We start from the raw sequence: 13,534 nt of genomic DNA, 5'->3' as shown, positions 1-13,534 counted from the left end.
AAACATTCATCCTTAAATTCCTTACTCATCGCAAATTTATGTTAAAATTAGAATTATTCTCCTGTATAAGGACAACACGATGAAAAAAGTATCTTTGATAGCTTTTAGTTCAATATGTTTTTTACTACTAAATTCTTGTTCGCAAAAGCCAAATTTAGTGCTTAATGTCAATGTTAATCAATCCTGCAAAGAACCTATTGTTTTTTACCAATTTGACTATATTGCAAAGGGAGAGTTTAACCATTTAAATTTTGAAGAAAGCACGATTAAAAGTCTTTTAAAAACTGCTTTAGAAACAAGTGGTTGCTTTAAAGAAGAAGCGATACTTGATGATAATGTATATTCTTTAGAAGTTCTTTTTGGAAGCATTAATAACCAAAAAGCACAAGGTAATTTTCTTAGCTCAAGCTCTCAAAATGAAGCCATTATTGAAGTTAAATTAGCTTTTCATAATCCTAATAAAACAAGAATCTTTAGCGGAAAATCCACCCTTGAAAAGCAAAATACCAAATATCTCGGCATTGGTAAATCCGCTACTTTAACCTCTAATCAAATACAACAAACACTTACCAACGCAATTAATGTATCTGTCAATGAGGCAATTCAATCTTTTTGGGGCAAGCCTCTAAAACCCTTTAAATAACTAATAACCTACTAATAACCCATAAAATTTTATCAACAAAAAATAAAGAAAAGCAAACACCCAAAAGAGCAATCCCCACAATAATTTTCAATGGCAAAGTAACATTTTGCAAATAGATACTACCATCTTGAATAATAGGTTCTTTTAAAAACATATAGACAATTAACTTTAAATAATAATAAGCAGCAATGGCACTATTAATAGCCATTACAAGTGCTAAAAATAAATAATCATTAGCAAGAGCCGCCCCTATTAAATAGATTTTTCCCCAAAACAATGAAAAGGGTGGAATCCCCGCAAGAGACAACATCAATAACCCCATAATTACTGCCATAAAAGGAGATAATTTGATAAGTCCTGAAAATTTCTCATAAGTGTGATCATAACGCGTATCCCATATTTGCTCTTTTGATCGGGTTATCCAGAGCATTCCAAAAATACCTAAATTAGTAAATAAAAATAAAATCCAATACAAAAACAATGCGCTATAAGCCATATCATTACTAATTAAAATAGCACTAAAGGCAAATCCAGCGTGCGAAATAGAACTATAAGCTAACATTCTTTTCACATCTTTTTGTGTTAAAGCTACGAGGTTTGGTAAAGTCATTGTAATAACAATCAAGGCATAAAATACATAATGAACCCACAAAATATCATTAATAAAAAAGTTAAAAATCCTAATTGATACTATTAAGGCTGCAATTTTTGGGGCAATAGACATAAAACCAGCTAAAAAAGCATTAGAACCCTCATAAACATCAGGAGTCCAAGTATGAAAAGGTACCAATGAACATTTAAAACCAAGTGCAACAATAAAAAATGCAATACCCGCTAAGACTAAATAAAAAGGTTCATAATCAGTTTGTTGTAAAACACCAATAATGCCACTTAAATCTAAATGCCCAGTTGCAGCATATAATAACATTGCCCCATAAGCGAAACAACCCGCAGATAAAGCCCCCATTGTGAAATATTTAATAGCAGCTTCAAAAGCAGTTTTTCTATTATGCATAGCAATGAGTGTATAAAGTGCTAAAGAAGCTACTTCCAAACCTAAGAAAATAACAATTAAATGATCGCTACTCATCATAAATTGCAATCCAGCACATAAAAACAAAAAAAGTGCGTAATATTCGGGATATTCAAATTCGTGAAATTTATTATAATTCAATGTTAGGGGGATAAACAAAATCGCTGCGGTTAATAAAATTATCTGCCCCAAAAGCGACAATCCATCAATTAAAATCAAATCAAAAAAGGCTAAAGAAAAGTCAAAATTTAAAAATACAATATACCCTAAATCAAGGATTAAGAACAAAAGGGCAAGTATGCTGTAAAGCTGCTTATTAGAATCTTTAATACATAAATCCACCACCAAAATAATAATTGCACCTACAATGGCAATCAACATTGGCATAATGCTAAAGAAATTTAAACCCTCTAAGGAAATATTAAAAGCTTCCAACATTGACTACCTCCTCTTGAATATTTTGCATATCCTCTTTTGATACCATATTTAAAAACTCCCAATTTTTCTCATCTACCACCCTTAAATGAGCAATATTTAGCATATTCTCCACCCCTTTATTAATAGGCTCTAAAAGCACTTTAGGATAAATTCCAAGCCATATAACAATCACTACAAGCGGCAATAAAGCAATCATCTCCCTCTTATCTAAGTCTTTTAATTTGAAATTCTTTTCATTTTTTAACTCTCCATAAAATACCTTTCTATATAAATGCAACATATAAATCGCACCTACAATGATACTAATTCCAGCAATTCCGGAAATAATAGGAGAAATGGCAAAAAATCCCAAAAGCGATAAAAACTCTCCGACAAACCCCATAGTTAAAGGCAATCCAGCAGATGCCATCATCATAACCCCAAAAATTGCAGCATAATTTGGCATAACTTTTGTTAATCCGCCAAAATCACTAATAAGCTTAGTATGGCGTCTATCATAAATCACACCAACAAGCATAAATAAAGCTCCACTAATAATCCCATGACTTAACATAAAAAATATAGAACCCGCAATCCCTTCAATGTTTAAAGAAAAAACTCCTATCATAATAACACCCATATGTGAGATTGAGCTATAAGCGATAACTTGCTTCATATCCTCTTGAGCAAAAGCTACCATAGCCCCATAAACCACCATAATTAACGATAAAATAGCTATAGGGAGCAGAAAAACTACACTCGCATCAGGAAAAAGCGGTAGAGAAAAACGAACAAAGCCATAAGTTCCCATCTTTAACAAAACAGCAGCTAAAATGACCGAACCAATGGTGGGAGCTTGTCCGTGAGCATAAGGCAACCAAGTATGGAAAGGAAACATAGGCACTTTAACAGCCAATCCACAAAAAAATGCTGCGAATAACCAAAGTTGCAAATCACTAGGGATAACTTCTATGCTATACCATTGCAAAAGAGAAAAAGTCCATATACCACTGATTGCATAATAATAGTAGGCTAGATATAAAATACCTACTAACATAATCAAAGAACCCAAAAAAGTATAAAGAAAAAACTTCACAGCCGCATAAATTCTACTGCCACTACCCCAAGCACCTATGATATACAACATAGGGATTAAAGAAAGCTCCCAAAAAATATAAAATAAAATCATATCAAGGGCACAAAAAACACCTATCATAATGCCTTCTAAAAATAGCAAAGAAATGACAAGCTTTTTAACTTCGGTTTTTTCATTAAGATAAATGAAGCCAATAAGACTAATAAAAGCACTTAATAGGACTAAGAATAAGGAGATACCATCAACTCCCACTATATAATGAATACCAAAACTATCTATGAGTGGAAAAGCAGTAACAAACTGAAAACTATCCGCTTTAGAATCAAAGCTCATCCAAAGTAGAATCACTAAAGATAATTCAATAATGCTAACAATAATTGCATAGGCTCTAAGATTATTCCTAATAACAATTGCAAATATAGCCGCTAAAAAAGGAAAGAAAATAAGTAAAGTTAAAAGATAATCCATAGGGCTCTCTCCTTAAGATATAAATATCAATAATAATAAAAGAATTAATCCAAAAAACATTATTCTAAGCATATTAGAAAGATTACCACTTTGAATAACTCTTAACCTAAAACCAGCTCCATTAAGCATATAGGCGATACCATCAACAATAAAATCAATGATTTTTTTATCGATTTGCGACCAAAAAAATCTTGAAATTTTGATAAAACTTTGAATAAAAATCTTTTCATAAAGATAAGGAATATAATATTGATTAAACAAAAGCCTATAAATAAAAGTTTGCTCCCAACAAGGAGAAAAACCGCCTTTGTAATATTTAATAACGGCAAAAACAATCCCCGCTAATGCGACAAAAGAGGTGATAAATATAAGATTCCATACTATTTGGCTATCAAGTTTAGAATCAAAATCTGGTAATGTGTGTGTGATAAAATGATGAAAGAAAGGTTCAAAAAATCCACTAAAAACTGCTAATATACCAAGAGGCAACATTGCATAAAGCATATAAGGATAAGCTTCGTGAGGATGCTCTTGATGTTTTTTCTCTCCAAAGAAAACAAGCATAATCAATCTAAAACTATAAAAAGCTGTTAAAAATGCCCCTAAAAGCAACATACCCCAAAGTATATAAGCTCCACTGCCAAAAGCGGCTTCTAAGATTTTGTCTTTAGAGAAAAAGCCAGAGAAAGGATAAATGCCCGCTAGAGCAATAGAGGCTAACATCATTAAAATTGCTGTGTATTTCAAAGGCTGATATAAAGCCCCCATTTTACTAATATCTAATTTATCATTCATTGCGTGCATAACATTTCCCGCACCCAAAAATAGCAAAGATTTAAAAAATGCGTGGGTTGCCAAATGAAAAAGTGCTATCCAATAAGCCTCTAAACCAGCAGCTACAAACATATACCCTAATTGTGAAAGTGTAGAATAAGCAATAATTCTTTTCAAATCACGATTAACCAAAGCCATACTTGCTGCAAAAACCGCTACAAACGCTCCTAAAGAAGCGATAACAAACCCAACTTCTGGAATCATTACATAAAGAGGATTTGCTCTAATAACTAAATAAACTCCCGCTGTTACCATAGTCGCTGCGTGAATAAGTGCCGAAACAGGCGTTGGACCTTCCATCGCATCAGCTAACCAAGTATGTAAGGGAAATTGCGCGCTTTTTCCCATAGCTCCTATAAACAATAAAATACCAATAGCTACCAAAATCCCCTTAGGTGCTTCATAAATATTATTAAATACTTCCTCATAAGTTAAGCTTCCAAAAGTCCAATAGATTAAAAATATGCCAAGCAACATTCCTAAATCCGCTATACGATTCATAATAAAAGCCTCATTAGCGGCAAAACTAGCACTATCCCTTTGATACCAAAACCCAATTAACATCCAAGAACATAACCCAACACCTTCCCAACCAATGAATAAACCAGCAAAATTATCACTAACTACCAAAATAAGCATAGAAAACACAAAAGCACTTAAATAAATAAAAAAGCGATTAAAACTTTTATCGTGTTTCATATAACCTATCGCATAAATATGCACACACAAAGACACTAAGGTTACAACTATCATCATTGTAGCAGTTACTCCATCAACTAAAAAGCCAAAAGGGATATAAAGCCCCCCTGCACCAATCCAATCCATTAAAACGGATTTTAAGATTCCATTTTGAAAAGTATAAACAAAAAGAAATAAGGAAGAAAGAAAAGAAACCCCAATCATTAAAGAAGCAAAAATAGCGACACTTAAAACTTTTTCTCTTGTAGCAAAAGGTATCCCAAACACTGAACCAACCAATGGAGCAAATAAAGCACTATACAAAAAAGCTTCCATTCTTAGCCTTTCATAATTTGAAGTGAATCTAGATCAAGCGTATGGTATTTTTTATACCACCCAATAAGCAATCCTACACCAACAGCAACTTCACTTGCAGCAACCGCTAAAATAAAAAAGGCAAAGAGCTGCCCATTTAAATCACCCAAATAATAACCAACAGCTACTAACCCCACATTAACAGAGCTTAATAAAATTTCGGTTGCAAAAAACAACATTAAAATATTTTTACGTCTTAATATCCCAAAAATACCTATCATAAACATCAAAGCAGACACAATTAAATAGTGATTAAGTGTTATCATTTTAATTCCTCTTTATGGTTTTCACTCTCTCCTAAAGTCAAAGAATATTTCATACCCTTACCTGCCAAAATAATTCCTGCTATCATCGCAACTAAAAGCATAATAGCGGCAATTTCAAAAGGTATTAAAAATTTGGTAAAAAGCACATACCCAACCATTTGCACATTACCTATTCCCTCTTGTGCAGGTAATGAAGGGATAATTTCAGCAAGATTCTCCCCAATAATAGGTGCTATAACGATAATAACAAGCAACAATGCACCAACCCCACTTAATAAAAATAAAATTTTAGGATTCTCAATTTTTTCATTTTGTAAATTTTGTGTATCAAAAAACATCATAGCAAAAGCATAAAGTGCAATAACAGCTCCGGTATAAACAACAATTTGCACCACCCCTAAAAACTCCGCTTCAAGCAAAAAAAAGAAAGCAGAGATAAATATCATTCCTGCTGCTAAGGCACTAAGGGCATAAAGGATATTCTTTGTAGTAACCACCACCAAAAACATTGCCAAAGTCAAGGCACAAAAAGTATAAAAAGCAATAGCCTCAAACATTTTCCTCTTCCTTTTGTAAATATTTCAATGGAGTTATTTTGATTTTTAAATCCGCATCCACACTAACACTCCCTACCCCATCATATTCACAATCTTGACCTTTTAAAACTTTATCAAGAGGAGTTAGCATATCTTGCTTCAAAGAAAAAGATGCCCTTTGCTCACAAGCATTCTCATATCTACCACCATGCACAATAGCAAGCTCTGGACAAACTTCAGCACATAAACCACAATAAATACAACGTCCAAAATTAATCGTATATTCACTCACTTTTTTACGCTTATCCTCGCCATAGCTTGTCTCCATTCTAATACAATTAGCCACACAAATTTTCTCACACAATCCACAACCAATACAACGCTCGCTCCCACTTTCTAAAAGTCTTTTTAACTCATGCACAGCTCTATATCTAGGGCTAATAGGTAATTTCTCCAAAGGATATTGCACGGTATGAATTTGCGCCTTACACAACTCTTTGAAAACTAACCATAACCCTACAAACATCTCTCCCCTAAAGGCTCGATTCCAAAACCGAATAAATCTTTGTCCATCACTTAGTGGCTTTTGTTTATCAACAATTTTTACATACTTACTCATAATCCACCTCCTAAAACTACAAAACCTGTTAGTAAAACATTTAAAAGTGCCAAAGGAAATAAAACCCGCCAACATAATCCTATAAGTTGATCAGGTCTAATATGGGGATAAGCAGCCCTAGCCCACATAAACAAAAAGATAAAAAACATTACTTTTAAAATAATGGCAATGCCTCCGGGGATAAACCATAGAGGATTAAACCCACCTAAAAATAAAAGAGAAACAATAAAAGAAAGTGCAATCATATTAGCATACTCACCAATAAAAAACATTCCCCAACGCATTCCAGAATATTCTGTTGCATATCCTGCAACAATCTCTGCTTCGTGTTCTAATAAATCAAAAGGTGTCCTATTTAACTCTGCATATCCTGCGATTAAAAATAATAAAAATGCTAAAGGTTGAGAAAATATTAACCAATTACTAATTCCACCGCTTTGATAATTATTAATATCAATCAAAGACAAAGAACCAACAAGCATAATAGGTGCTAAAAGCGATAATCCCGACACCACTTCAAAACTTAAAAGCTGTATAGTTGTCCTAGCAGCCCCTAAGAGGGAGTATTTACTATTAGCACTAATCCCTCCTAAAAGAGGACCATAAAGACCAGCAGCACCGACACCAAGCACAAAAAGAATCCCTACATTAATATCAGAAATAATAGGTTGTATAGTCATTCCAAAAGCTTCAAATTCAGGAAAAAATGGAATTGGAGCCATAGCGATAAAAGCCGTTGCAGCAGTAATTGCTGGTGCTATTCTAAAAATAATAGGATTAGCACCGCTAGGAACAATGTCTTCTTTAGTAAAGAGTTTAATTCCATCGGCTAAAATCTGTAAAACCCCAAAAGGACCAACCATTGTAGGACCTAAACGTCTTTGAAAAAAAGCTAATACTTTGCGTTCTACATAGGTAGTAAAGCCTCCTAAGGCAGAAAAAATTAACACAACTAATAAGATTTTAATCAAAGTCTCAATCACATAAACTAACATCAAATAACCTTTATAGAAGCTTTAAGATAACGGGAACTACCGATAAAATCATCAAATTCACAATCACCCAATGCCATAAAATCACCCTCCATACCCAAATCAATGATAACTTGTGTTTGCAAGGTTCTTTTATCATCTAAACTTATCTCCACTCTATCATTAGCACTTAACTGCAGTTTTTGTGCCAAAGAAGCAGAAATTTGCAAACCATTTTTAGAATCAATATATTTAGACTTTAGAGTTTGTTTAGAAAAATGTGCCATAGGGTTTCTAATATAGAGATTATATTCTCGCAATGGCTTTAACGCTATAGGCTGAATTTCGATATTTTCTTCTAAGGGATAATTAGTGTTTAATAAATATCCCCGTATTTCTGTGCCATCATTTGCAAAGCCATATTCTAAATCATCATATTCTACAGATTTAAATCCTTTTTCTAAAGGAAGCAATGGGGTATAATCAATAGTATTTTCACAATCTAAACACAATTCTTTTGCAATATCATTAAGCTCATAGCCATAATAAGGCGTTGCAGGAGATATAGGAATCACTCTTTTATCGATATTAACTAATGTGCCTTCTTGCTCGTTTAAATAAGGCATTATAAGCATATTATCACTACTAGTTCCAATCCTATAATCCCCTTTTGTATTATAGCCTATGCAATATCCCTCTTTTTCTTCATCTAGGTTACAAATAAGCGATATTCCTAAAGCATTAGTTGTAGGTGCAAGTAACAAAATCTTGACTCCCGAATATCTCTCAATCATTCCTAGGATTCTAGCGATGTTTTGAGCATTTGGGGCATTATAAATATCAAATCCAATCACCAAAATCGGATTTTTAGCAACATTTAAAGATTGTTTTAACGCCTCTAGGGATTCTAATAAATCCTTAGAGCAATAATCAATAAGCTGACTACTTGAAATTGTAATAGTTTCTTTAACTTTACTACTCTCCTCTTTTTCTATAAATTTCTCTTTTCCCTCTTCATCTAAAACTGCATTCCCACTCTCATCAAGTTCTAGAATTTTAACTTTTGTTTTAACTTCCCTTTCTATTTCCTTTTCTATGAATGTTTGATAATTTTCAATTTGCCTCTTTAAAGATTCCACCCTCTTATCCTCTGGAATACAAATACTTGCTAACAAAAGGGCAAAGGCTTCTTCAGAATCTGGTTTATAAATACCTTTAATAAGATTTGCAGGTTTGACAAAATTATTAGCAACACAATCTTCCATAGTATGAAAATAGGCTAAAGTCGCACCCTTATTTTGTTTCATAGCATTATTAATAAAATGCGTAACTACTGGCATATCATAACTCATAGCACCACCAAAACAAATCACTAATGTGCTATCCATAATATCTTTTTGGGTGGCTTCCCCTAAATTTCCAGATGTATAAGAAAAAACCTCAAGAAATTTCGAAAACCCCTTGACTTCATCACATAAAAGCCTATAACCCATTTTTTCTTTCAAATACTGCAAGATTAGAGCCTCTTCATTGCTAATATCCCCTCTAAAAGCAATCGTATGGGCTTCTTTAAAAGCTGCTATAGTAGCTCTAAAAGCATTTTCATTCTTTTGTATATTCTGATTATTTACATCAAAGGCTAATCTCCCAGCAGGACATAGGGTTGCAAAATTCCAATCACTAGTAACACGATAAACCTGTTTTTCTGCCCCTCCTATGCCTGCTTGCTTCACTTCATATTCAATAGGACAGCCATTAGCACAATGCACGCAACTACTTGGAATCTTATGCAACTCCCACGCATTAGAGCGGTATTGAAAATGCCCAATACTAAGTGCCCCAACAGGACAAACACTCGCACATTCTCCACAATCACCACAATCTCCTTCACCGCTAAGACCAATTAAAGATTTTTTAAACTTTATCCAAACCCCATAGGCATCTTTTGGCATAATATCTTTATACTCTTTAGAAGGCATATTGCCATCGTGCTTTAGGGCTTTAATATAAGACTTTCCAATCTTATCCTTACAAAGCGTTACACAACGCTCACAAACAATACATAAATTAGGGTCATAAACCGTCTTTCCCCAACTATCAAAAGATTTATATTCATCTTTTAAGGCATATTCTTGAGAATTGACACCAACATAATGCGTATAATTTTGTAATTCACATTCTCCGCTTTTATCACAAACACCACACTGCAAAGGATGATTCACATCATAAGCCTGCATAATTGCTTTACGCTCTTGTTCAATTTCTGGGGTATTTACAATAACTTCTAAGCCATCTTTTACTTTAGCATTACAAGCATAAACTCTCTTCCCATCAACTTCCACCATACACATTTTACAAGCCAAAGTAGGAGAACACGAAGTAAGGTAACAAATAGCGGGAATAAATACTCCATTTGCTCTTGCTGTATTTAAAATACTCTCTCCCTCATTACACTCAATCTCATAACCATCAATCTTGATTTTTACCTGATTCATTACGCCACCTTATTTATACTAATTTTCTTATAACAATAACTATTCTTTTCTTTTTTTGGCAACCATAAAATGCCTATCATTCCCTTTATGAATTGATTTTCAACAAAAGAAACTTTTAAATTTCTATTATCTAGTTGAATATTAATAACTTGATTATTTAAAACTTTCCCCACTCTAGCAAATTGCTTAGAAGCCTCAAGATAAGGAGATTTAATAGTATCTCTTGCTTGAATATAAACCACCATTCCATCAATTCCATAGACTTCATTAATACTACTAATAGGGGTTTTAGTCATACTTGTTTGCACTTTTATAGATTCTAAGAACACTATTTGAATATCTAAGTTTTGACTTATTAAAGCTAAAATTCTAGCAATATTTTCAGCCTTTTTGGAATTATAAAAATCCTCTCCTATAATTAAGGTCTTTTTAAGAGATTTTGCAAAGACCTCTTCAATGGCTTCTAATTCCTCTTCTGATAAATTAGATTCGGATGCAAGATAGCCAATATCAAGATTTTTTTTAAATTCCAAAACTTCATCATTAGCTTGGGTAATCAAATACATCGCCAAAAGAGCAATAACCGCTTCCTCACACTCTACCTCATAAAGAATCTGTTTAATAAAAGGATCTCTACAAAAATTCAAAGGATGCAATAAAAAAGTTTCTTTGTTTCGAAAATGTAAATTAGGTAATAAATTAAAAAACTCTTGAATAAAACCACCCAATAAAATAATACTTTCTTGCTGACTACCCTGCTGCTTTAAATATTCATCAACACAAGTAATCTTCCCACCATTCCCAAGATAAGTATCAAAAAAAATTGTTTTGCTCATTTTTAAGAAGCCTTTTTAACAACAATTGTCCAATCTACTTCATTAAAACGTAAAGAATTCATCAATATATAACCACACTCATCAACAATATCTGCACTCTTTTGAACATTATCAAAATCTATAACTTCAAACAAAAAAATTCCTACCTCCTCTTTTTGTAATTCATTATTTAAAATCTCTTTTAAACGTCCTGCAAAATCATTTTTTAAATGCCTTAAATCAAATCGCTTCATCTATCAATCTCTCCAAAAACAATATTTGTATTACCAATAATTGTAACCACATCTGCTAAATAATGCCCAGGCAATAAATCCTGTAAGATTCCGGTATGAAAAAAACTAGGCGTTCGTATTTTTAAACGATAAGGATAAGGCTCTCCTTGAGAGCAAATAAAAAATCCAAGCTCTCCCTTAGGAGATTCTGTTGGGACATAAATTTCTCCTACAGGAGGACGCATACCCTGCGTAACCAAAACAAAATGCTGCATTAAAGAATAATTTTGAGTCATAATCTGCTCTTTTGGGGCAGAAAAATAACGCGTATCTTCACACATCAAAAGAGTATCAGTTGTTTTTTTGTATTTTTCAATGAGTTGATAAAGGATTCTAACACTTTGACGCATCTCTTCAATATAGAGTAAATACCTACCATAACTATCATTGCTATCACTTATAGGAATATCAAACTCTAATTCATCATACATTTCATAGGGTTCTTCTTTTCTAATATCCCACTCAATACCACTTCCACGTAATAAAACACCCGATAATCCCCAACTTTTTGCCATCTCTTTACTAACAACACCAACATTTTCTAAACGCATTCTCCAAATTCTATTTTCTGTTAATATCCCTTCATACAAAGCAATTTGTTTGGGTAATTCATCCAAAAAATGTTTTAAAGATTCACACCAACCCTCTGGTAAATCCAAAGGCACTCCACCGATTCTTACACTAGAATGCGTTAATCTAGCACCGCAATAATCTTCAATTAAATCAATAGCAAATTCTCTCTCTCTAAAACAATAAAGAAAAATACTCATAGCTCCAACATCTAAAGCGTGAGTAGCCAACCAAAAGAGATGAGAGATAATACGATTAAGCTCTAATAGCATCGTGCGGATTACTTTTGCCCTTCTAGGGACTTCTACACCTAAAAGTCTTTCAACACTTAGAGCAAAGGCATAATTATTAGAGCTCGCAGCAATATAATCCATCCTATCTGTGGTAGGCAAAAACTCATTATAAATCATATTTTCAGCCATTTTTTCCATACCTCGATGCAAATAGCCAATCTCTGGAGTTGCCTTAACAACTCTCTCACCCTCTAATTCTAAAATTAAACGTAACTGACCATGTGCACTTGGATGTTGAGGACCAAAATTCACTACCATTACATTATCGCTAATCCTATCAAAAGCTATATTTTCATAAAAAGGAACTAGTCTATTTGGAGTTTGCATATTATTTCCTCTTTTGTAATTGTTTAATTTTTTCTGGTTTTACCTTAGAAACAAAAAGCACTCCTTCCTCTTCTTGATAAGTAATAGGATGCGCTCTCTCTTCACCTTCTTTAATACTCTCTCCATAATCAACTTCATAACCAAGTCTTGAAAATCTTGTTGTATCATATCTATCTACTCTTGCAGAATCCCTTTGTTCTTTACCAATAACATCACGATATTCCTTACCAAAGATGGTATCAACCTCATACCATTGTGCATACTCATCACCTTTCAAAGGATAGCTTTTCAAAAGTGGATACCCAACCCAATCATCAGGCATTAAAATACGTTTAGGATAAGGATGATTTAAAGGCAAGATTCCAAACATATCATACATTTCCCTTTCGCTCCAATTTGCACTACTAAAAAGAGAGCTAACAGATTCTATTTTAGAATCCTTTTTTAAAAAAGTTTTTACCCTCAAACGTCTCTTTTTCTGCATAGAAAGTAATTGATAAAAAATTTCAAAACCACCCTTTTGCGCAAGATAGTCTATCGCACTCATCTCACTTAAAATATCATAATCTAAAGCCTTCAATGATTCTAAAAGAGAGAATATATTATCTTTATCCACCCAAATTACTAATATTCCTCTTTCTTCATAGGTTTCTAACAAAGGACATTGTGCTTTTAAAGATTCTACATCTTTTAGATAAATAAAATCTGTTACCTCTAATTTGGGTATTTGAGGTGATACATAGAATCTATCCTTATAATAAACTTTCTTTTGTGCATTGGTTTTTGGTTTATATTCTCTCATTTT

13 protein-coding genes are annotated in these 13,534 nt (G+C 33.1%); 1 reads left to right on the top strand and 12 read right to left on the bottom strand.

From position 1 onward, the window contains the following. The first annotated feature begins 79 nt into the window (after positions 1-79). Positions 80-643: a hypothetical protein gene (locus tag LS72_RS08025; protein ID WP_138155249.1), complete on the top strand. Its 564-nt coding sequence runs from the start codon at positions 80-82 to the stop codon at positions 641-643. Here the strand turns inward: LS72_RS08025 and nuoN are convergent. From nuoN to LS72_RS07965, 12 genes are read right to left on the bottom strand one after another with little or no spacing between them, the layout of a single operon-like run. Beyond that, positions 636-2,114, bottom strand: a complete 1,479-nt coding sequence (nuoN, locus tag LS72_RS08020; protein WP_034553710.1) for an NADH-quinone oxidoreductase subunit NuoN — start codon at positions 2,112-2,114, stop codon at positions 636-638. The two genes, LS72_RS08025 and nuoN, sit on opposite strands and share 8 nt — an antisense overlap. Then, a complete protein-coding gene (locus tag LS72_RS08015) occupies positions 2,098-3,657 on the bottom strand; it encodes an NADH-quinone oxidoreductase subunit M (protein ID WP_034553711.1) in 1,560 nt (519 codons plus the stop codon). The genes nuoN and LS72_RS08015 overlap by 17 nt, the downstream gene beginning before the upstream one ends. 12 nt (positions 3,658-3,669) lie before the next feature. Beyond that, positions 3,670-5,505: an NADH-quinone oxidoreductase subunit L gene (gene nuoL / locus LS72_RS08010; RefSeq protein ID WP_034553712.1), complete on the bottom strand. Its 1,836-nt coding sequence runs from the start codon at positions 5,503-5,505 to the stop codon at positions 3,670-3,672. Positions 5,506-5,507: 2 nt separating this feature from the next. Then, positions 5,508-5,810 (bottom strand): NADH-quinone oxidoreductase subunit NuoK, encoded by a 303-nt coding sequence (nuoK, locus tag LS72_RS08005; protein ID WP_034553713.1) that lies wholly within the window; start codon positions 5,808-5,810, stop codon positions 5,508-5,510. Beyond that, on the bottom strand, positions 5,807-6,367 hold the full coding sequence (locus LS72_RS08000; RefSeq protein ID WP_034553715.1) for an NADH-quinone oxidoreductase subunit J: 561 nt from the start codon (positions 6,365-6,367) through the stop codon (positions 5,807-5,809). The genes nuoK and LS72_RS08000 overlap by 4 nt, the downstream gene beginning before the upstream one ends. After that, positions 6,360-6,965, bottom strand: coding sequence for an NADH-quinone oxidoreductase subunit NuoI (gene nuoI / locus LS72_RS07995; protein ID WP_034553717.1), 606 nt, complete (start codon positions 6,963-6,965; stop codon positions 6,360-6,362). Before nuoI ends, LS72_RS08000 begins: the two co-directional genes overlap by 8 nt. Beyond that, positions 6,962-7,960 carry an NADH-quinone oxidoreductase subunit NuoH gene (nuoH, locus tag LS72_RS07990; protein WP_034553718.1) on the bottom strand — a complete coding sequence of 333 codons (999 nt, stop codon included), beginning with the start codon at positions 7,958-7,960 and terminating at the stop codon, positions 6,962-6,964. The genes nuoI and nuoH overlap by 4 nt, the downstream gene beginning before the upstream one ends. Next, positions 7,960-10,431: an NADH-quinone oxidoreductase subunit G gene (locus tag LS72_RS07985; protein WP_034553719.1), complete on the bottom strand. Its 2,472-nt coding sequence runs from the start codon at positions 10,429-10,431 to the stop codon at positions 7,960-7,962. Before LS72_RS07985 ends, nuoH begins: the two co-directional genes overlap by 1 nt. Continuing rightward, positions 10,431-11,267, bottom strand: coding sequence for a hypothetical protein (locus tag LS72_RS07980; protein WP_034553720.1), 837 nt, complete (start codon positions 11,265-11,267; stop codon positions 10,431-10,433). Before LS72_RS07980 ends, LS72_RS07985 begins: the two co-directional genes overlap by 1 nt. Positions 11,268-11,269: 2 nt before the next feature. Then, complete coding sequence (locus tag LS72_RS07975; RefSeq protein WP_034553722.1) at positions 11,270-11,500, bottom strand: NADH-ubiquinone oxidoreductase subunit E family protein; 231 nt, start codon at positions 11,498-11,500, stop codon at positions 11,270-11,272. Beyond that, positions 11,497-12,729, bottom strand: a complete 1,233-nt coding sequence (gene nuoD / locus LS72_RS07970) for an NADH dehydrogenase (quinone) subunit D (RefSeq protein ID WP_034553724.1) — start codon at positions 12,727-12,729, stop codon at positions 11,497-11,499. Before nuoD ends, LS72_RS07975 begins: the two co-directional genes overlap by 4 nt. A gap of 1 nt (position 12,730) precedes the next feature. Further along, positions 12,731-13,531 (bottom strand): NADH-quinone oxidoreductase subunit C, encoded by an 801-nt coding sequence (locus LS72_RS07965; RefSeq protein ID WP_034553725.1) that lies wholly within the window; start codon positions 13,529-13,531, stop codon positions 12,731-12,733. Between the last annotated feature and the right edge of the window lie 3 nt (positions 13,532-13,534).

The organism is Helicobacter apodemus (assembly GCF_000765745.2).
Taxonomy (GTDB): Bacteria; Campylobacterota; Campylobacteria; order Campylobacterales; family Helicobacteraceae; genus Helicobacter_D; species Helicobacter_D apodemus.
Note: the sequence above shows the minus strand (reverse complement) of the source record. Positions and strands in the feature narration are given on the sequence as shown.